Consider the following 20,444-nt stretch of genomic DNA (forward strand, 5'->3'; position numbering starts at 1 on the left):
CAGCTGATCCGCCGACACGCCGTTCGACGACGCCTCGTTCAGGGGGCACCTCGGCACACGCTCCTGGTTCCTCGGGCCTGCCTACAATCATCTACTGCCAGTGGCCGAGGAGCCGGAAGCCGATCACGGTGACGGAAACGGCCCCGCAAAATCGGTCATTCCGCACCGTGTTAGAGCACGCCGTGAGGCGGTACATGTCGCAATCCGAATAACGGATCGTGCCGAAGGAGCCGCTTCTGCCGCGTCTGAATTCGGGCAGCACAGACAACCACTCTCCCGGTACCAGCCTGACATTCGAACATACTACGTCGCCTGCTGGTCTACACCCGCCGATCGGGATGAATCCATCTCAGCTCAACAGGGCGCCGACGGCCTGAGCAAGCGCCTCGCCACCTTGCTGGACTACGGTTCCGACGACCAGCGCGGGGAGGGTCTGCGCGATCTGACGCAGTACGGTGGGCTGCTGCACTGAAGGGGTGGCAAGCGAGGAATCCACGGTGTCGGCCATCGCGCGGAGCGCTTCGGCGTGGGGCAGGGTCGCAGCGTGTCGTTCTACATCTGAGCGGAAGCTGGCGAGCAGGCTGCGGACGGTTTCGATGTCGGTGGTGCTCTGGGTGGATGCGGACTGGCGGATGTGGGAGATGTGGTCGCCGGTGACGTTTTGGATGGGCGCGGTGTTGTTGCCGCCGATGCTGACGCCTGAGCCGCTGCCTGGTGCCGGTTCGGGGTGACGCCTGCCTATGGTCATTATTGGCCTCCGTGGTTTGTCTGGTCCTGGCCGACGCCGCTGATGCCGGTGCCCGCGACGTTCTGGATGGGGGCGTTGTTGTCGCCGTAGACGAGGATGTTGTTGATCACGACGGCGACCTGCTGCTCATACGCGGTCGTGTCGACGCCCTGCTGCCTGAGGTAGTCGGCAACGGCTCGGAAGACGCAGGACTGCATCAGTACGACATGCCGTTTGGCGTCGTCGCTTTGGTGCATGTCGGTGACTTCCTCGGTGGAGTAGCGGTCGCGGAGGCTGACGGGGTCCTTCTCCTCGGCGCGGCCTTCGCTGGGCTTGCCGGTCCGCGCCGTGCGCTGCCACAGGGCTGTGGGTCCGGCGGCGGCATCCAGCAGTGACTGGGTCGCGAGCCATCCGGCCAGTCGCATCCGGCGTTTGTTCGCGGGTGCTGCGGTCACTCGTAGTTCGTTGTAGAGGGGCGTCATCACGTGCGGCCGGACGGTCAGGCGGAGCTCGCCGGCCTCGAGGGCGGCGTGCACGAACACGCTGACCACGACTTGGCCGTCCCAGGTGATGCACTGTGCCCTCAGGTACAGCCGGTCCGGGACGCTGGAGGGCGATTTTCTTCCCAGCCCGCGTAGGTCGGGCAGTTCCCGTTTCGCTTGGCGGGTGCGATGGAGCCACATGTCCGCGGGAAGGCCGACGACGCGTTCCATGGAGAAGCCGGGCAGCGGCTGGGTGATCTCCCGTGCGCCGCGGCCGAGTTCGTCCAGTGCAGTGCCCACCCGGTCAAGGAGTTCCATCTCTCCGAAGTGCCTGACCGAGTTCTCGGGGTCCTTGGGCTTGAGGCGGATGTTGATGTGCGCGGGCCACCAGGCGTCGCGGCCGGCGCCGATGAAGTGCTCCGCGGTGTCGTAGGGCAGTGCTTGCCAGGTCTGGTGCCGGCCGATATCCGACAGTCGCCGCCCGGCCCTGGGACCGGTCCACGGGAGGCGATCGGCCGAGACGCCGTCGCGCACCAGTGCGGCCAGTGCCGTCCGGGCGGCAAGCCGGTCGCCGGCAAAGACCACGGCGGCCGCGAGCAGCGCCACAAAGGGCAACAAGACCAGTCGGAGCCGCAGCGCCGGCAGACCATCACCAGAGAGAGGGCCCGATGGCAGGAGCGCGAGCAGCCAGGGCACGCCGAGGGCGGTGTAGGCCAGGCGCGGTGAACGAGCCAACCTCGACGGGCGCTTGCCTTCGTCCTTCTTCCGGGCCGCCCGAGACGCCGACCATCGCATCAGCAGGGCTGCGATGAGGGCGGCCGCCCAGACCGCCGCAGCCCACGACGCCAGATAGGAGACCCAGGCGACCGCCAGCAGGACGCACGCCTGTCGAGTCCACCGGCGCCGTCGTGCACGAAGGCTGTGCGCGCCTACCGGGACCAGGTCGAAACCGTACGACGGCACAGCCATCGGTGGCCCGTGCAGCACGTGGTCGATCACCCACTGCCCCATCGGCTCGCCCAGCGGGGGACAGTCGTCGCTGCCCTCGAGATAGACAGGCCTGCGGGTACTGCGGCGCAGCTTGCCTGGAGCACCGCCCTTCCCACGCGTCTTGCGCCACCACGCTCTCAGGTCCCCCACCCGGTCAGGACGCACATAGACCGCCTGGCACAGCAGCCTGGTCACCTCACAGGACGTGGGGTCGACCTCCGCCGGACGGCCGGTACCCGAGACCGGGGCCGGGACCGGCGTCTGGACGGGCACCGCCGGCCACTCCCCCGTACGCGTTCTCTCCCCAACCCGCGCACCCCACACAATCCCCATTCCGCCCCCCGGCTTCACACGTGAGGCGGGCATCCTGACGGCGATCAGCCTCCACCACCAGACCACAAACAGGTCAATCAGGGCAATCGGCTGGGCTTGTTGAAACGGGCCCCACCTTCCGGCTCACAGCGCTCCTCTTCACGCCGATGCGCGCACGACGAGGAGCACGCACCGCCACCCCGCTCCAACACCGGGCCGAACGCGCGCACGACCCGTGCCGACACGGGGTGCCACTCCCCCTCCGGCTACCGGTCTCCTCGTCAGCCGTGGATCGGAAGAAACTGTCCGGGTGAGTGAGCCGGTAGTGCAGCCGTCGCCTCTGGCTGTCCCAGCACGAAGATGCAGGGCAGCGCCGCTTGCTCATCAATATGCCCGTGAATGTCGTATGCGGGCGGTAGGTTCTGCCTCAGGCACCGCACCAAGACCAAGAAGCCCAGGGGGAATTGCCGCGTGTCCGAGACCGAAGTGATGGCCATCGCAACAGGTGCCGCCGGAACCATCGCCGCCGCCACGGCCACCAGCGGCGCCCTGGCCATCCGCGACCGCGTGGCAACGCTGTTCCGCCGGGGCACCGCCGCCGAGCAGTCCGAAGCCCTCGACGCTGTCGACAGCGACACGGCAAGCCTGGCCGACGGCACGCCCGTCGAACAGATCACCCGCCTGTGGGCCATGCGGATCGCCTCGTACCTCGCCGCCCATCCCGAAGCCGTCCTGGACGCCACCAGCCTCACAGCGCCGCCACGCATCAACGCCACACAGACCTGGCATCAGCACAACACCGGTCCGGGAACATTCATCGGCGGAGACGTCCACGGCAGCATCACCACGAACCACAACGGGCCCTCCAATGTCCGACGGCCACAACGCCCATGCCCGGCGCGAACAGCACAACCACGGCCCCGGAACCTTCGTCGGCCGGGACGTCCACGGCGGAATATGGAACTTCTTTATCAACCACGGCACCCATAGGCGCAACGCCCAAAACACCCCCGGCCAGGGGCAGAGAACCCATGAGGACCATGAGCAGGCCGATGATGACGATGACTACGAGGCGGTCTTCTCGCTCATCTTCATGGCGTGCTGGATCGCCGGCAGCGCCGCCTTGGCCGTCTGGTTCTGCCTCCTCGGCGAGCCCTTCTCGGAAGGCGAGCCGCCACCAGGGGTTGCCGCACGCATCGGCGTCGGCCTGCTGAGCACCGCAGTGGCTCTCGCGTGCCTGGCATCCCTGCTCGCCAGAGTCGCCCAGGTCTTCGAACTCTGGTCGGAACGAGCAGCACAAACAGCAATACGCGACGCCACCCGGTGGCGGCGTATCGCGTCAGTGCCCGCCGCCATCTCCAGCGGGACAGCACGGATCGCCACCGTCGCCGCGGTCAGCGCCGGAGTGCTGGCAGCGTTGTACGGCTGGACCACGTTCGGCAGTACGGTCTCCGACCGGGCTCACCTCGCCCGCACCAGAGCACAACACCACGCCGCAACCGCACGGGCAGCCGTCACAGCCAAACGCTGACGCCGCCGCCCAAGACACGCCGTTACCGCATCCGCGTCCCGCTGCCAACGGTCCTGTCCCCCGCCTAACCAGCTACACATTCCCAGGTGTCACGACCACGCTCACCGCTCACGCGTACGACAGGGCGGCATGTAAGGGGACGAGCGACGATGCGTGGTTTCGCCGATACCCGCCGGCCCGGGCCGCTTCACTGGTCAGGTGACCGACATCGCCGACGCCGTCGCGCTCCCCCGCCAGCCTTCCCCATACGGGCAAAGCGGCACTCCCGCCGACGCTCGACATACCAGCAGGCCGGCCGGACGACACGGCGTGTTCCGGGTCGCTCCGTTGGCCGGGGAGACGACGTGGTCGCTGATCGGCCGGGTCGCTGCCCGCTACGGGCTGGACGCGGGCGCGCTCCTGGGGTGTTGGCAGTGGGGCAACCACCGTCCCCGGCACGAGGGCCGCGGGCTGCGGGCGGACGCGGAGGTACTCCTGGACCCGGTTGGGCGGCGGGTGCTGGCGGAGCTGTGCGGGGTCGGCGAGGAGGTCCTGGCGCGGGCGCTGCTGGCTTTCGGGTGGGAAGATCCCAAACTCGCCGCATCGGAAGCTGGGCCGGGAGCGGGTTCGGGGCGGGCGCTGTGGCGTGTCGGGGGCGCGGTGGCAGGGCCGGTGGCGTTGGGGTGCGGTCTGTGTGCGGCGCGGCGTACCGGGACGGCGGGGGTGCGGGTGGTGCGGTACGCGCCGCGGTGGGAACGGGTGTGTGCCCGGCACGGTCGGTGGCTCCTGGACGCCGATGCGGACCTGTCGGCCGGTGGTAGGGAGGGGCTGGAGTTCCTGGATCTGCGGGAGCTGCCGGAGGTGGTCGCGGCGCGGCGGCGGTGGGGCGGGGTGGCGCGGCGTGCGGTTGGGGCCGGGGTGGAGCCGGGGAGGGTGTTCGCGCTGGCGCATGCGGTGGTGGCCCGGTGGTGGGAGCAGGCCTTGCACTGGGATCTGGAGGAGGTCTGGCCGTGGCGGCTGCACCTGGTCGCGGGCGGCGGCGCCGGGGGCGACTTGGAGTGGTGGCGGATCGTGGGGCGGGACGCGGTCGTCTTCCCCGAGGTGGTGGCTGTAGCCGACGCGCTGCTGGACCCGGCCATGGCCCAGCTCGCGTGGGTCGACAGTGGGGGTGAGCGGCCGCTGCCCGCGGACGGGGCGTTCTGCCGCCGGCTCGGGGAGCGGGTGGGTCGGCCGTGGCTGGGGCCGCTGGCCGCGACCGACTTCGGCGGGCCGCTGACGTCCTGGATGGGCGCGGTGATCCGTCTGCGCCGCGGTGCGGGCGGGCCGCCCGGATACGGCAACGACCCGTGGTGGCTGCGCCAGGAGCACCAGAGCGTCACGATGGCCGGTCAGCTGCGGGTGCTGGGCAAGGAGGAGAAGGCGCCCGGCTCAGGGAGGATGTGGCGCGCGGCGGTGCCCGCCGAGGAGCGGGCGCTGATCACCAGCACCATCGCGAGCGCCGAGGAGCAGCTGCTGCAGCTGCGCGGGGTGCAGACCGGGCCGGCGGCCGATGTCGCCCGGCGGCTGTTGCGCGGGCTGGGTCACAGTGCCGCCCTGCTCGACCATGCCTGGCGGCGAACCGCCCTGGCCGCGGCGAACTCCGGGATTCCGCTGGAAGAGGTCGCCCAGTGGGCGGGGATGCCTGCCGGCGCTTTGAGGGACATGCTGGCGGCCAGTCAGGAAGACGACGGCTGACAGACCGTCCCGGAGCGGCAGTCAACCGGTTAGCGCAGGTGGTACCCGTTCGTGGCGGGAATCCTCGAAACCGCGGTGGGTGCGCGCGGTTACGGCTTGGCTGGAGCAGGTGATCAACGCGGGTGCAGCCCGGCCTGGGGGCCGGGCGAAACGGGTGACGGTGGATCGCGCCGCGGGGTTCGAGGCGGTCTTCCTCGACCCTGTCGGGCGCACGGTCCAGCAGCGGTGGGCGGACGCCGCTTTGGTGGTGGCCTTCGAGGATCTGCCGCCTGTCTCCGCGTTCCCGGTCGTGCCGGGGCGGCGGTGGGGACCGGGGCTGTGGTGGTCGGCCACGACCGGACGGCACGTGGCGGCCGGATCGAACGCGATGCGCACCCAGCTGATGGTCCTGGACCGCGACCCGGACGTGACAGGTCTGGCGGGGCGGCCGGTGCGGCTGCTGTGGCGCACCGCTGGCGGACAGGTCCGCTCCTGGGTGCCGCAGCTCTTCGCCCGCTACACCGACGGCACCGCGCTGCTCGCCGACTGCCCCAGCCACCCCGACGCCGGCGGCGAACGCGCCCTGGCCGCCGCACAGGCAGTGGAGGAAGCGTGCGCGGACATCGGCTGGACCTATCAGCGGCTTACGCCTCTGGAGGAGATGCTGGCCGCCAACCTGAAATGGCTGGCCGGCTACCGCCACCCCCGCAACGCCGGCCGCCCTGGCCTGATCCCCGCGGTCCTCGAGGTGTTCGCGCGGCCCCGGCCGCTGCTCGAAGGTGCCGAAGCGGCCGGTGACCCGATCGAGGTCCTGCCCGCCGTCTTCCACGCCCTGTGGCACGGACAGCTGACGACAAGCCTGCAGAGGCCACTGCACGAACGCGCCATGGTCGGCCCGCAAGCCTGGCCCGACCCGAGCACGAAGGATGTCGCCGGGTGACCGCGCGGCGTAATGCCCGGCCGGCTGTGAAAGTCGGTGCCCATGTGTGCTTCCGCGGCGTGAAGTGGCAGGTGGTCGCCCTGTCGGGACAGAGTATCCACCTCATCGGCCCGGACAGCGGCGGGCAGGCCGTGCTCGCCGGGCACCTGTTCGCCGACCCCGGCTTCACCGTCATCGGGGCCGACGTTCCCCAGGCGGCCCCGCAGTGGGGGCTATTCGAGTCCGCACCCGCCGCGGCCCGCGAAAAGGCACTGGCCTGGCAGCGGCACGTGCGCGAAGTCGAATGCGGCCTGCCCGGCGGCCCCGGCAGCCATGGAACCGTACGGCCGCAGTACGACCCCGAGCAGCACACGCTGGCCCAGCGGGAGCAGGCCAAAGCCGAGGAGCTGACCGCGCTCGGCTTCGGCCGGGTCTCGCGCACCACGGTGCAGCGCATGCGGCTCGACTACCGCAAGCAGGGCCTGTGGGGGCTCCTCGACCACCGCACCACCCGTGCCTCCACCGCCACCGGGCGGGCCGACGAACGCGTCGTCGCCGCCGTCCGCGAGGCGCTGCGCCGCCGGCGAGGCCGCTCCAAGGGCACCATCAACGGCCTGTTCCCGCTGATCAACCAGATCCTCACCGACCGGCACGGCCCCGGCTCGGTGCCGGCGCCGTCGCAGGCCACGCTGTACCGGCTCGTGGCCGCTCTCGCCCGCCCCGGCGAACTGCCCGCCGGGCCCGTCCGGCCCACCCCCGCCAGCTTCGACGGGCGCGCCTTCACCCCCACGATGGCGCTGCGGCCCGGCGAGCAGGTCCAGGTCGACACCACCCGCCTGGACGTCCTGGCCCTCTTCGACGACGGCACCCTGGCCCGGCCCGAACTCACCATCGCCGTCGACGTCGCCACCCGCGCCATCCTCGCCGCCGTCCTGTGCCCCAGCGCGACCAAAGCCGTCGACGCGGCCCTGCTCCTGGCGGAGATGGCCGTCCCGCACCCCGCCCGCCCCACCTGGCCGAACATCCTGCGCATGGACCACGCCCGCACACTGCCCCACCAGCAGCTGGTCACGCTGGACGAGCGCCTGGCCGGCGCGGCGGCCCGGCCGGTCGTCCTGCCCGAGACGATCGTCATCGACCGGGCAAGGTCTTCATCTCCCGGGCCTTCACCGCCGCCTGCGAGACCCTCGGCATCAGCGTCCAGCCCGCCCCGCCCCACGCCCCTACCGCCAAAGGCATCGTCGAGCGCGCGTTCGGCACCATCAACGCGCTGTTCTGCCAGCACCTGCCCGGCTACACCGGATCCGACGTCACCCGCCGCGGCCCCGACACCGCACTCGAGGCCTGCTACAGCGTCCCGCACCTGCAGGACCTCCTCGACGAATGGCTGGTGCATTACCACCACCGCCCCCACGGGGGCCTGCGCCACCCGATGATGCCCAAGAAGGCACTCACACCCAACGAGATGTGGGCCGCGCTGGTCGCCGTCGCCGGCTACGTCCCCGTCCCCCTCACCCGAAACGACTACCTCGAGCTACTGCCCGTGCGCTGGCAGGCCATCACCGCCGTCGGCATCCGCATCCACCACCGCACCTACGACCACGACCTGCTGGCCCCCTACCGCGGCCAGCCCTCCCCCCACGCCGGCCGGGGCGGGAAATGGGAGATCCACTACAACCCCCACGACGTCCGCCAGATCTGGGTCCGCCTGCCCGACGGCCACCTCACCGAGATCGGCTGGATCCACCGCGACCACGTCCACCGGCCGTTCAACGACCGCACCTGGCACCACATCAGAACCGCCACCCTGCACAGCAACCACCACGGCGATACCGCACGCCACGAAGCCGACCTCGCCGACGCCCTCGACCAGCTCATGCGCCGCGTCCACAGCGGCCACGCCACCAAAACCGAACAAGCGCTCATCGCCCGCACCCCCACCGCCCCGATCCCCCCGGCCCGCCACCCGGAACACGAACGCGCCCAAGGCGCCGACGACCCGGCGCAGTGGGATACGGACGACAGCATCGACGACCTCGACGACCTTCCCGACACCGATCCAGGCCCCGCCGCGGCCACCGGATTCGGCCTCTACGACGCCCACGAGGAAGCCGACAAGTGGTGAACACCCACCCACGCCCCACCACGCCCAACCCGTGCCCGAACCGCCCGGGCAGCGCACCTGGCGGCACGATGCCCGGCGCGGGCCACGGTCCGGCCGAGGCGTCCTGGCCCCTGACCACCTGGCAGGGCTGGCACCACTTTGCCACCACCGACCCGCCCGCCCCGCCCCAGCCCGGCCAGCCACCCCGCAGTACCGAAGAACGCCTCGCCTACCACTCCGCGTTCGTCACCATCCGCACCCCCGCCATCACCGAACTCGCCACCCAGACCCGCACCCTGATGATCCTCGGCCGCCACCAACAGGCCACCGCACGCCCCTCCCTGATCGTCACCGGACCCGCCGCAGCCGGTAAAACCACCGCCCTCCTCCACGTCGGCCGCGCCTGCCACCTCGCGCACACCCGCAAAACCCCCGCCCCGCCCGCATCAGCCCACACCTCGGTACCCGTCGCGTACGTCCTCGTCCCGCCCAGCGCCACCGCGAAAACCCTCATCACCGAATTCGCCCGCTACCTCGGCATCCCCGTCACCACCCGCATGACCCAAACCCAGATCACCGACGCCGTCTGCCACACCTACATCACCGCCGGCATCCAACTCGTCCTCATCGACGAAATCCACCGCCTCAACCCCCGCACCACCACCGGCGCCCAAACAGCCGACCTCCTCAAAGACCTCACCGAACGCCTTCCCGCCACCTTCGTCTACGCCGGCATCAACGTCACCGACACACCCCTATTCACCGGCGTGAGAGGCGCCCAACTCGCCGGACGCGCCACCCTCATCAACTGCGGCCCCCTCCCCGCCCGCCACGGCACCCGCCACCCCTTCACCGACGTCATCACCGACATCGAAAACAACCTCGACCTACAACAACACAAACCCGGCACCCTCCCCCGCCACACCCCCTACCTCCACCAACGCACCGCCGGCCGTATCGGCAGCCTCACCAGACTCATCCGCCAAGCAGCCATCACCGCCATCCACGACGGCACCGAAAAAATCACCAAGGCCACACTCGAAACCATCCGCCTCGACCACCTCGCCGAAACCCACCACCACCAGCGCAAATAGCCCCATCAGCCGCCAACACAAACAGCCCTGCCCCGTGGCGTGCCCTGAGAGGAAATGCGCGTTCCGTGAAGGGAGTGTCGGTGGGGGCTCGTATGCTCGACACCATGGGTCTCGCTCGGGCCCCTGGCACAGTGGCGTGCCCAGGGCCGGGAGCGGTCGGGAGTTGAGGTAGCGCGGCATGTGGTCGGACAACGAAGCCGATGTGGATCTCCTCGGTTTCGACTTTCTCGTGGACGAGTTGATGGTGGCGCTGACGCGGCCTCGGTTGCTGCCTTTGACGGTGGGCCTGCTGGGTGAATGGGGATCGGGCAAGAGCAGCCTTCTCAAGATCGTGGCGGATCGCATCGAAGCGGAGCGGCCTGGGGACGGTGGGCACTACGTGGTGGTGCCGTTTAGCCCGTGGCAGTTCGAGGGCTATGACGACATCAAGATCGCCTTGATGGACGCTGTCCTGAAACGGCTTCAGGACGAGGCTGCGTCCAACGTCCCGGCAGCAGAGGAGATCGGGTTCCTGCGAAGGTGCCTCAACCGGCTTCGGCGTCCGGCGGTTTTCGCCGGACGGACCGCCCTCGCGGGCGTGGGGCCCGCCGCCCAATTGGCCGCGACCCATTACCAACCGGATCTGGCTCCCCTTGCCCAAGCCGTCGCCCAGCAGACAGCCGTCATGGGAAGCGCGGCCCTCGACCGTGCGGAGGCAACGTCCGCGGCGGCTGCCGCTCCGGCGACCGACGGCGACGTCCTGGCCGATGTCGCATCTTTCCGGTCCCGCTTCGAGGCGCTCGTGGAAAAGCTGGAAGATGTGACAGCAGTCGTCGTCCTCGTCGACGACCTCGACCGCTGCCTGCCGGGCACGATTGTCGACACCTTCGAGGGCATCCGGATCTTCCTGCACACGAAGAAGAGCGCCTACGTCATCGCCGCGCACCCTCAAGTGGTCGAGGCGGCGATCGACAGGTTCTATCCCAACACGGACCGGCCCGGCGCGTCCGGTCTGGGCGCCGAGTACCTGGAAAAGATGCTGCAGGTCAAAATCACGATCCCCGCACTCTCCGCCCCGGAGGCGGAGACCTACATGCAGCTCCTTCTCGCCCAACTACACCTCGGAAATGATGAGTTCGCGACCGTCCTGAACGACGTGACGCAGCGCAGGATGCGCAGCGCCCTGGCCGTCTCGCTCAACCAAGGGCTGGCCGTGGACAGCCTGGGCCGCGAGCGCATGCCGTCGTCCCTGTTTGCCGACATGGGCTGGGCAGGCTCCATCGCGCCGATCCTCGGTACCGCCCTGCGCGGCAACCCGCGCCAGCTGAAGCGTTTCATGAACTCGGTGATCATGCGTCAGGGCAGCGCGCAGCGCCGGGGAACAGACCTGGACTCAGCCGTGCTGGCCAAGCTCATGGTCCTGGAGGAGCTGCACCTGACCGACTTCCAGCGCCTGTTCGATTGGCAGGTGCGGGGCGAGGGTGGCACGGTTGCCGAGCTGGAGGCGGCGGAGCAGCGCGCATTCGCCGCGGCCTTCCCTCGGCCCGCGGCGCCCGGGCGGGGGCGGCGGCGCGCTTCCTCTGAATCGGGTGGAGCCAGCGACCGCGCGGAGGAGACCGCGCCGGCCGAGGAGAGCGAGCTTCCGGATCCGGAGGTCGTGTCCTGGGCCGACCAGCCGCACATCGCCCGATGGCTACGGCTGGAGCCTGCGCTGGGTCGAACCGACCTGGGCCCGTACTTCACCTACGCACGCGCGAAGCTGACCGTCACCGTCGGTGCGGCTCGGCTCCCGGCAGCGCTGCAGGATCTGCTGGTCCGACTGCAGTCCGACGTCGTCGGCGCTCGACGCTCCGCTGCTCGGTCCGTTGGCGAATCGGTGCAGGCCGAGAACCTGCCGTTGTTGATGGACCAGTTGCTCGCGCGTGTACTGCGCGACCCGGACAGCGGCGCATGGGACAGCGCAGTGGAGATCGCCGAGAGGGTACCGGACACGGTGGCCGCGGTGTGCCACACGCTGGGCAGTATTCCGTTGGACGGGATCCCTCGGGCGAAGCTGTCGTCCGCCGTGCGTCGGCTTCCCGGGGACCGACAGGAGGTCGCGGCCCTTCTGGACGGCTGGCAGAACAGCGGCCACGGCATCAGCCCCGTCGTCGCCAGGCTGCGCGCTGCTGGCAGAGGGCGGTCGGCGTAGGTGGGGACCTCGACCGACCGCACCAGCGGTACCGGCGGCGCGTGGACCGACCTCAAATACGCCGCCACCTCGTACTTCCGCGGCACCGGGCAAGGTGGCGCAGGCTCCGGATCTGCCAGGTTGCTGCTGGCCCGGCACGTCCCGGTCCTCGGCGGAGCAGCTGCCGCGGCCGCGGGTGCCGCGGCCGGCCGCACCAGCGTCCAACGGCTTGGTGGTCTGCTCGCCGGCATCGGCACGAACGGGCTGGGCGAGGCGCTGCGCGAGGCGTCGCTCGGCGACCTGGTGGGTCGCGACCGGTTCGAGATCGTCGACGAGCTGGTCACCACGCTGTCCGGTGACGGCAGCGGCCTGGACGCCGCAGCGGCCCGCGACGCGATGTGCGACGTACTGGAAGAACTGTTCGGCGAGGCCGACACGTGGGAGGAACTGGAGCAGGCCCGGGCAACTCGCGACGATATCGAACGGTTGCTGCACCTGTTCCTGACGAACTACCTCTACAACCGCATCCCGGTGATCGCCGAACGGCTCGGGCGCATCACCGACCCGGCAGCCGCGCTCCGCGCGGACCGGCAGATGCGTCAGGTCATCGAGGACTGCGTCGTCATCAACCTGCCGTCCGACCCCCTGTCCGTCGACTGGAACGGCCCGCAGGGCCGTGACATCGCCGACCAGGCCATGCAGGTCGCCTACGCCACCTTGGAGAGCCTGGCATGAGCGTGTTCCGCGTACGCCTTCTGCCGTCCGCAATCGCCCCGGCGCCCGGTGAGACGCTCCTGGACTTCGCCCCCGGCTCCGCCGCGGCTACCGTGCAGGCGAACGCCACCTTCTTCTCCAACGTCGCTCCCCCGCCGCCGGCGGCCGACCTCCTCCTGATGGGCATCGCCGCCTACTGCGCCGACCGCGTCACCCCTCGGCGCGAGACCGTCGACGCGTGGACCCGGGACATCGGCCTGCGCCTGCCCGTCCACTCCCCCGACACCTGGCCAAGCGAAGAGGCCGAGCGGACACTGGGCTTCCTGACCGGCGACCGGTGGGACATCCGCGCTCACCCCCGCTCCGGGACGCGAACGGACGCACCGCACAGTCCGGTGGAGCGCGAGTCGCCGCAGGCGGACGCCGTATGCCTGTTCTCCGGCGGGCTGGACTCACTGTGCGGGGTCATCGACCTCCTCGAGGAGGACTCCGAACGGCGCCTGCTTCTGCTGTCCCACTACGAGGGCGGGCAGACACCCAACGCACAGGCCCGGCTGTTCCAACGACTCCGAGCGCGCTACGGGCGCAGGGTTCGCCGCCAGCCCCTGTTCCTGAGGCCGGCTCCGCACCACCTCGCCCAGGATCAGCCGCTGCCTCCCGAGCGTGAGACCACCAGCCGCTCGCGGTCACTGCTCTTCCTGACCTCCGCGCTGGCCCTGGCGTCGTCCATCGGCCCCGCCGTCCCCGTCTACCTGCCCGAGAACGGCTACATCGGGGTCAACGTCCCACTCACGCCCGCCCGTTCGGGCAGTTTCAGCACCCGCACCACCCACCCCTACTTCCTGTCGCTGCTCCAACAGACCGCCCGGGCCGTCGGCATCGACAACCCGCTGGTCAACCCCTACCGGCTGATGACCAAGGGCGAGATGCTGGAGTCCAGCCGCAACCCGGAACTGCTGCGCGACCTGTCCCTCCTGAGCGTCTCCTGCTCCCACCCGGAAGTCGCCCGCTACGCCCGCCGACCTCAGGGCAACTGCGGCTACTGCTTCCCCTGCCTGATCCGCAGGTCATCCATGGCCCGCGCCGGATGGGACAGCGCGGACGACTATTCGTGGGATGCATTGAGCGATCCCGCCCTGCTCGATACGGACTCCGATCGCAGCGCCGACCTGCGCGCCGTCGTCATCGGCACCCGGCCGGGACGCCCGGACCGGGACGTCCTGCGCAACGGGCCGCTGCCCGCCGGCGAACGACGAGCGTTCCTGGACGTGTGGCGACGCGGCAGCACCGAAGTACGGTCATGGCTCACCACCGGGGCGACCGGGGCCCTCGCCGAACAGTTGGAGAAAACCGCGTGAGCGCCCTCTGGGACACGCACTGCCACCTGACCGGCTACGACCGGCCGACCGATGTCATGGCCGAGGCAGCCACCGCCGGAGTCACCATCGTCGCCGTGTCCGAAGACCCAGGCCAGTACCGGATGCTGCGCACACGCCTCGGCCGCCGCCCAGGCATCGTGCCCGCCCTCGGCATGCACCCCCTGCACGCTGCCTCGTTCACCCCCGCCGACCTCGCCCGATTCCTGCGCCTCCTGCCCGACGCCCCCTGGATCGGCGAGATCGGCCTGGACCTCTCCCCCGCCGGCCGGCCATCCCGACGCGCCCAACTCCGCATCTTCGAAGCGATCCTGTCCGACCCGCGCGCGACCGCACTCCCCCTGACGATCCACAGCCGCGGCGCCGAACTCGAGACCATCGAGCGACTGGCACAGGCCGGCGCCTCACGCGCGATCCTGCACTGGTACACCGGACCGCTACGACTGCTGGATCAGGCCGTGAACGCCGGCCTGTGGTTCTCGGTCAACCCCGCCATGATCGCCTCCGCACGAGCCCAACGACTGCTACGAGAGATCCCGCCCGATCGCGTACTCCTGGAAACCGACGGCCCGTTCACCCGCCACAACAACAAACCGAGCCGCCCATCCGACCTCCCCGACCTGCTACCACGCCTGGCCGCATTGTGGTCCACGGACAAAAACGGCGCACGAAACCAGCTCAACACCAACCAGACGATCTTCTTCTCGCCGCCGACCACGTCCTGAAAGCGCGCAGTCACTCCCCGACACAGAGCCCTCACCGCCTCATCCGCCAAGCCGCAACCACCGCCATCCACGACGGCGAACCCATCACGAGAAGGTCCCCCCGACGATCTGTCTCGCCCACCTCCCCAAACGCGCTGCCCCCACCCAGCGAACAGGCAAAATGGCTCTGACCTGCACAAATACGTAACGAGCCTTTACGCCCTACCACCACCTACTACGAGCCAGGCACCCCTCAACACAGACCACACAAACCCAGCTCACACACCCTGAACTGCCCGTGCAAACAGCCAACCTTCCCTCTCAGCCAATCAGCAACATCGCAGCTCAGACGTCATCCGGTACACCAACAAGCCCCCCTCCGAGCGTCAGCGGATTTCCGCGCCGTATGAGTCAGTCAGCTTGTGGACTACTTCTGGAGCCGACGGGGCCGGCCACGCAACTACGAGATGCTCCTCCAGGGGACTTTCTAGAACAGTCCTTGCCGCACACGCTCGGTCACGCCCACGTGCGTGAAACCTAACTCGGTAAGAGCCTGGGCTGATCTGTGGAAATGCGTGCGCATCCTGATCCCGGGGGCCAAAAAGCGCACCGGGCTCGTCTTCAAATAGCATGCTCACCTCCACGATCTCATCCCAACCGAAATCCAGTAGCGGTTCCGTTTCACGCCAGTCGACACTCAGGGAAACCACACCGAATTCAGTTCCGGTCATGACGATGGCAAGATATTCATGAGCTGAAACCAGCCCATTGAAGTGCTGATACATCTCTGGCCTGATTGCGTCCAGCGTACCGAGCTCCGCGAGCCAGTACTGAGCATGTGATACGTGGATATCTGCTTTCGCGTATGGCATTCGCCGATTCTAGACTGCTACCCAGTATTTGTCTCCCGTGCCACCACTACCATCAAGAACCCGGTTGGTCCCGTAAAACGAGGCGAGAAGGCCACCCTGCGAATCCTGTTCGGTGACTGGAACCCAAGCCCAGCCCCAGTCCGGCTGCGTGGTTTGAGAGGCTCCTTGATCCGTAGACGCGAACGGGTACTCGTCGCAACTTTGCCCAGTAGGTCGCGGTCGGCTGTCGGGGCAGGATATATTGCGGTTTGCATTTTGCAGAGACGTGTTGCGAGAAAGAGGAAGTCCGTCAGCCTGCCTACCGTAGTGATGAGGTCCGGCCTGCTGGATAGCAGAAATATTAGCGGCGATGGCGGGTAGCCCAGCCATCGTGGTCAGCACTGGCAACGCATCGGGAATTACGCAGCCCGCGGAGTAGCCGGAAATCAAATTGTCACATCGGTAAGCGGGAGAGCCCCAGGTTACCGGCGTGATTGTCCCCGGTCCCCAGCTGAGAGTGTAGATGCTGAAGGTTCTGTTCACGGTCGTAGTAGAGTCGGTGTACGAGATCGCGCTCGTGACCCCGGACCCAGCCACAATGGCAGTACCGTTGGGGAAGTGTGAGGTAGCAGAACACGTTCCGCCGCAAGTCACAGCCAGGTTGAGGGTTGCCCCGGGAAGCGTTCCGACCACGTTCGTGACTTGCAGGTCAAAATTTTCGGCAAACGTGACACCCTTGTTGTTGAGCTGTATGTCTTGGGTAATTCTGAACTGTGCTGTTCCAGTTTCCTGTCCAGTTTTCGTGTCCACCCAGGTAAGAGAAGCATTCTCGATTATGCACATTTCAGTGCGAGTTCCCTTCCAGTTCGTCGTGCACCAGGAAGGAACGGTTACGGAGGCAGCCTCAAATCTGGAACCGACGCCTGTTTGTGCTGGAACATCGGGTGTAATACAGGCGGCTGTAGGATGGCCAGACCTAGAAAGAGATGCTAGTACTCCAGCCGTAGATCGTGATCTTCATGGTTGTTGGGCGGTCCACCGCTGGTAGTGGCAGGCGCGGGCCCGGGCCTGGTGGCGTCGTCGCCACTCGGACCAACGGAGCCTGTGGACGACTGTGTGGACGGTCTGGGCGACGAGTGTGGTCAACAGGTGCTGGATCTCGTTGCAGGTCAGCGGGATCAGGTCGTCCGGAGGTGGCTCCTGCCCACGTTCGTCGGCGGTGGCTGCGGCAAGGAAGGCGTGGGCGAGCATCGCGAGGGTGACCCAGCGGTGCCAGGACGTCCAGCGTCTGACCTGGTGTTCGTCGAGCCCGGCCAGGCCCTTGCTGGACTGGAAGGTCTCCTCGACTGTCCATCTGCGTCCTGCCACTTTCACAAGGGTGGACAGCGGCACTCTTGCCGCCGAGTAGCAGCGGTAGAAGGCGAGTTCTCCGGTGCGCCGGTTGCGGCGGACGAGTAGATGGCGGTGGCCGGGCCGGTCGTCGGCGATGTCGGCCAGGGCCCAGTCGTAGAAGCGGTGCCCTTTCGCTCCGGCGCCGACGGAGCGCTTCTGCCAGGCTCGCTTCGGCAGCTTCTTGACCAGGACGTCGGCACGGAACTTGCCCGCGCGGGTAGTGATCTGGTGGTCGCAGGCGACGGCGAGGACATAGCCGACCTGCCGTCCCTCCAGCGCGGTCCGTAGATGGGGGTTGCCTCCGTAGACCTCGTCACCGGCTACCCAGGACGCGGGGACGCCGGCGTCCAGCGCACGGCCGATCATGCGTGCGGCGAGCGCGGGTTTCGTGGCGAAGCTGACGGTGTCAGGAATCCCGGCCGCACGGCAGCGGGCCGTGTCCTGGGTCCAGGAACGCGGAACGTACAGTTCCCGGTCGATCGCCGCGTGCCCCCTCGGGGTCGAGTAGGCGAGGTAGACGGCCACCTGACTGTTCTCGATGCGTCCGGCGGTGCCGGTGTATTGACGCTGCACGCCCACCGTGGCGGTGCCCTTCTTCAGGTCGCCGGTCTCATCGACGACCAGTACCGCGTCGTGGTGGTGCAGTTGCTCGACGACGTAGCCGCGGATGTCATCGCGGACCGCGTCGGCGTCCCACCTGGCCCTGGACAGCAGGTGCTGCATGCCGTCCGGGGTCGTGTCCCCGGCGTGCTCGGCGAGCGTCCAGCAATTCTTGCGTGGCAGGTCCGACAGCAAACCGAGCACCAGCGCCCTCGCCCGGCGTCGCGGTTCCACCCGGGCGAACCGCCCCGCGATGCGGCCCATCAGGACCTCGAACCTGTCCTGCCACCGGGCAGGATCTATGCTGTGACCTGCGGCCACCGTCTGATCTTCTGTCTTCACACACTGATGATCACCGGTGGCCGCACCCATTCCCGGACCAGCCCCAGAGCCTCGGCAACGGCGCGTGATGTCTGGTTCTGAGAGGATCCTGGCGTGTTCAACTTCGGGATCGAAACTTACCGGCCTGATTGGCTGAACGGTCGCTCCGCGGTCGTGGCAGGCCACGGCCAGCAACTGCGTGCGCTCATCGGCCGTCCGTTGACCCATGTCTGGCTGGTCTGGGACGTTCAGGACAACGAGTGGTTCTCCGACTGCCCCGTCCTGCTCGACTTCACCGGAGAACAGGTGGAGATCAACCACCAAAAGTTCGACGACCTCTCGATCACCTGGAACACAGTGGACCCCCACCAACCGGTCCTGTGGCCCGACTTCGATCTCCAGTGGTGCCACGACATGCGCGCCGAACTGCACACCCTCCAGGGCCAGATCCTTCAGGACGTAGAACTCCTGGAGTGGACCGGGAGCGACATGGCCCAGGGAACAGTCGCCGTCAGCTTCCGCTTTCCTCACAGCCAACTGACCATCGCCAACGCCCTCGACGAGAATGAGCTGACCTTCGGGCCACCCGAATCGCGCTACCAGCGTCACTCGCTGCGCTAAAGCACCCGGCCCGAAACCGGGCACCCTCACACGTTCGGAGGCCCTGGGACCAGCCCCGATCGGCAGATCACGATCTACGGCTGGAGTACTAGTACTCCAGCAGGACTTCGACGTTTTTCCTGATCAGAAGGCTGCGCGGTGAGTGTAGTGGGCTGGTGCCCGTCAGGGGCGGTCTTCCTGGGACCGCCCCTCGATCGTGTGCAGTCGGCGTTGGTAATGACAGCGGCGGGCGACGGCCTGGCGTTGTCGGCGCCAGGTGGACCAGTTCAAGGCGTGAGCGCGGGGCGAGCACCGTGGCGGACACGGGCCGTGGGAACGGCCGCCCGCCAGGAGTCGCCGGATCTCTGCCACGGTGAGGTCGACCAGGGTGCGGGAACCGTTTCTGCAGCCCCCTTTGATGCCGCGGCTGCCGCCATCGCGGCCAGGAAGGTGTGGGCGAGCATGGCCAGGGTGATGTGCCGCATCCAGCCGGTGTAGCGGCGGACCTCGTACTGGTCCAGGCCGCACTCGTTCTTCGCGGCCTGGAAGCACTCCTCGATCGCCCAGCGCGTCCCGGCGATCCGCACCAACTGCGCGACGTTCGTGTCGAGTTGTGAGTAGGCGAGGTAGTAGGCGATCTCGTCGGGCTTGGTCAGGCTGCGGCGGGCCAGTGCCCATCGCCGGCGGACCGGGGTCCCGTCCTGGTAGTCGTACTCGACAACGGCGGGCAGTTGGATGGCCGCCCAGTCGTAGACGCGCGGCCCCTTGGCGCCGTCCCCGCACGAGATCCGTTCCCAGGCCTCGGCCGGGGCCTGGGCGAACAGCCAGTCGATGCGTGGACAGCCCACGCTGAACTGGGACTTGGGCACCGCCAGTACGTAGCCGACGCCGGACTGTTCGAGCAGGCGCCGGAAGCGGCCTTCCTGTCCGTAGGCCGAGTCCGCGGTGACCCAGGCGATGGGCAGCTCGGAGGCGAGTGCCCGCAGCACCATGACCTTGGCCAGGTCGCCCTTGGTGTGGAAGTCCCGGTCGTCGGGGATCTTCGCCGCGCGGCAGCGGTCCCGGTCCTGGGTCCAGGACTTGGGCAGGTAGAGCTCCCGGTCGACCAGGGCACGGCCCCGGGCGGAGGCGTAGGCGGCGAAGACCCCGATCTGGCAGTTCTCGGTGCGGCCGGCGGTGCCGGAGTACTGGCGTTGCACGCCGGCGGAGGTGGTGCCCTTCTTGACGAAACCGGTGTCGTCGATGATCAGGACTCCGTCGTCCTCGCCGAGGCGTTCGGCGACGTAGTGCTGGAGCTCGTCGCGGATCTCGTCCGCTTCCCAGCGGGATCCGGCGAGCAGGTGCTGCAGCCCGTCAGGGGTGGTATGACCTGCGTATTCGGCCAGTTGCCAGCCGTTCTTGCGGCCGACTGGGCCGAGTAGGCCGCGGACGTAGTCGCGCATTCGTCGGCGTGGCTCCACGCGGCTGAAGCGGTGGCCGACACGGAGGAAGAGTTCTTCGAGTTCGCGGTCCCAGATCTCGGCTGCAGGCTCGTTGATCACGGCGGGAGGCTGCCCTCGCCGCTGTCATTACCAACGCCGGCTGCACACGATCGAGGGGCGGTCCCAGGAAGACCGCCCCTAACGGGCACCAGCCCACTACACTCACCGCGCAGCCTTCTGATCAGGAAAAACGTCGAAGTCCTGCTGGAGTACTAGGTGCTGTTTCTCGGATCTCCTGACGTGATCATGCGTGTGGGTTGACGCTGTTCAGCATGGTTGGCCGTGGAGATCTGACGAATGCGGAGTGGGAGCGGCTTGAGCCGCTCCTGCCTCGTGGTGGTGCGCGTGGCGGTCGGTGGAGCGAGCACCGGAAGGTCATCAACGGGGTGCTGTTCCGGGCCAGGA

General features: G+C 68.5%; 18 protein-coding genes. 12 read left to right on the forward strand and 6 right to left on the reverse strand.

Translation table 11 applies throughout. The features are described from left to right. Window positions 1-349: 349 nt before the first annotated feature. Both ACIP98_RS38540 and ACIP98_RS38545 read right to left on the reverse strand, forming a co-directional pair. Complete coding sequence (locus tag ACIP98_RS38540; protein WP_401981057.1) at window positions 350-748, reverse strand: hypothetical protein; 399 nt, start codon at window positions 746-748, stop codon at window positions 350-352. Then, window positions 748-2,394: a hypothetical protein gene (locus ACIP98_RS38545; protein ID WP_401981059.1), complete on the reverse strand. Its 1,647-nt coding sequence runs from the start codon at window positions 2,392-2,394 to the stop codon at window positions 748-750. Before ACIP98_RS38545 ends, ACIP98_RS38540 begins: the two co-directional genes overlap by 1 nt. A gap of 985 nt (window positions 2,395-3,379) precedes the next feature. On the opposite strand from ACIP98_RS38545, the gene ACIP98_RS38550 reads away from it, so the two are divergent. The 10 genes from ACIP98_RS38550 (at window position 3,380) to ACIP98_RS38595 (ending at window position 14,815) form a co-directional block, all read left to right on the forward strand. Continuing rightward, a complete protein-coding gene (locus ACIP98_RS38550) occupies window positions 3,380-4,042 on the forward strand; it encodes a hypothetical protein (protein WP_401981061.1) in 663 nt (220 codons plus the stop codon). Window positions 4,043-4,351: 309 nt separating this feature from the next. Further along, window positions 4,352-5,755 (forward strand): DNA-binding protein, encoded by a 1,404-nt coding sequence (locus ACIP98_RS38555; RefSeq protein ID WP_401981062.1) that lies wholly within the window; start codon window positions 4,352-4,354, stop codon window positions 5,753-5,755. Between the two features lie 154 nt (window positions 5,756-5,909). Beyond that, on the forward strand, window positions 5,910-6,674 hold the full coding sequence (locus ACIP98_RS38560; RefSeq protein ID WP_401981064.1) for a TnsA-like heteromeric transposase endonuclease subunit: 765 nt from the start codon (window positions 5,910-5,912) through the stop codon (window positions 6,672-6,674). 59 nt (window positions 6,675-6,733) lie between these two features. Next, window positions 6,734-8,089 (forward strand): hypothetical protein, encoded by a 1,356-nt coding sequence (locus ACIP98_RS38565; protein WP_401981065.1) that lies wholly within the window; start codon window positions 6,734-6,736, stop codon window positions 8,087-8,089. Next, a complete protein-coding gene (locus ACIP98_RS38570) occupies window positions 8,044-8,778 on the forward strand; it encodes a Mu transposase C-terminal domain-containing protein (RefSeq protein WP_401981067.1) in 735 nt (244 codons plus the stop codon). The genes ACIP98_RS38565 and ACIP98_RS38570 overlap by 46 nt, the downstream gene beginning before the upstream one ends. Window positions 8,779-8,888: 110 nt before the next feature. Beyond that, window positions 8,889-9,851, forward strand: coding sequence for a TniB family NTP-binding protein (locus ACIP98_RS38575; protein ID WP_401981083.1), 963 nt, complete (start codon window positions 8,889-8,891; stop codon window positions 9,849-9,851). Between the two features lie 178 nt (window positions 9,852-10,029). Next, window positions 10,030-12,021, forward strand: coding sequence for a P-loop NTPase fold protein (locus ACIP98_RS38580; protein ID WP_401981069.1), 1,992 nt, complete (start codon window positions 10,030-10,032; stop codon window positions 12,019-12,021). Next, complete coding sequence (locus ACIP98_RS38585; RefSeq protein ID WP_401981071.1) at window positions 12,022-12,735, forward strand: hypothetical protein; 714 nt, start codon at window positions 12,022-12,024, stop codon at window positions 12,733-12,735. Further along, complete coding sequence (gene qatC / locus ACIP98_RS38590) at window positions 12,732-14,072, forward strand: Qat anti-phage system QueC-like protein QatC (protein ID WP_401981073.1); 1,341 nt, start codon at window positions 12,732-12,734, stop codon at window positions 14,070-14,072. The genes ACIP98_RS38585 and qatC overlap by 4 nt, the downstream gene beginning before the upstream one ends. Next, window positions 14,069-14,815, forward strand: a complete 747-nt coding sequence (locus ACIP98_RS38595; protein WP_401981075.1) for a TatD family hydrolase — start codon at window positions 14,069-14,071, stop codon at window positions 14,813-14,815. Before qatC ends, ACIP98_RS38595 begins: the two co-directional genes overlap by 4 nt. 365 nt (window positions 14,816-15,180) lie before the next feature. Here ACIP98_RS38595 and ACIP98_RS38600 read toward each other — a convergent pair whose 3' ends face one another. The 3 genes from ACIP98_RS38600 to ACIP98_RS38610 all read right to left on the reverse strand — a co-directional run bounded on the left by ACIP98_RS38600 (window position 15,181) and on the right by ACIP98_RS38610 (window position 17,901). Further along, window positions 15,181-15,666 (reverse strand): hypothetical protein, encoded by a 486-nt coding sequence (locus ACIP98_RS38600; RefSeq protein ID WP_401981077.1) that lies wholly within the window; start codon window positions 15,664-15,666, stop codon window positions 15,181-15,183. Window positions 15,667-15,675: 9 nt separating this feature from the next. Next, a complete protein-coding gene (locus ACIP98_RS38605) occupies window positions 15,676-16,488 on the reverse strand; it encodes a NucA/NucB deoxyribonuclease domain-containing protein (RefSeq protein ID WP_401981079.1) in 813 nt (270 codons plus the stop codon). 174 nt (window positions 16,489-16,662) lie between these two features. After that, window positions 16,663-17,901, reverse strand: a complete 1,239-nt coding sequence (locus ACIP98_RS38610) for an IS701 family transposase (protein ID WP_401981086.1) — start codon at window positions 17,899-17,901, stop codon at window positions 16,663-16,665. 171 nt (window positions 17,902-18,072) lie between these two features. Here ACIP98_RS38610 and ACIP98_RS38615 point away from each other — a divergent pair, with 171 nt between their 5' ends. Next, window positions 18,073-18,579, forward strand: coding sequence for a hypothetical protein (locus ACIP98_RS38615; RefSeq protein WP_401981081.1), 507 nt, complete (start codon window positions 18,073-18,075; stop codon window positions 18,577-18,579). A 266-nt stretch (window positions 18,580-18,845) separates the two neighbouring features. Here ACIP98_RS38615 and ACIP98_RS38620 read toward each other — a convergent pair whose 3' ends face one another. Further along, entirely contained in the window at window positions 18,846-20,075 is a 1,230-nt protein-coding gene (locus tag ACIP98_RS38620; RefSeq protein ID WP_401981088.1) for an IS701 family transposase, read from the reverse strand. A 236-nt stretch (window positions 20,076-20,311) separates the two neighbouring features. Here ACIP98_RS38620 and ACIP98_RS38625 point away from each other — a divergent pair. Continuing rightward, the coding region (locus tag ACIP98_RS38625) for a transposase (RefSeq protein WP_401981090.1) at window positions 20,312-20,444 on the forward strand (133 nt) is incomplete at its 3' end.

It is taken from the genome of Streptomyces sp. NPDC088354 (assembly GCF_044753585.1).
GTDB lineage: Bacteria > Actinomycetota > Actinomycetes > Streptomycetales > Streptomycetaceae > Actinacidiphila.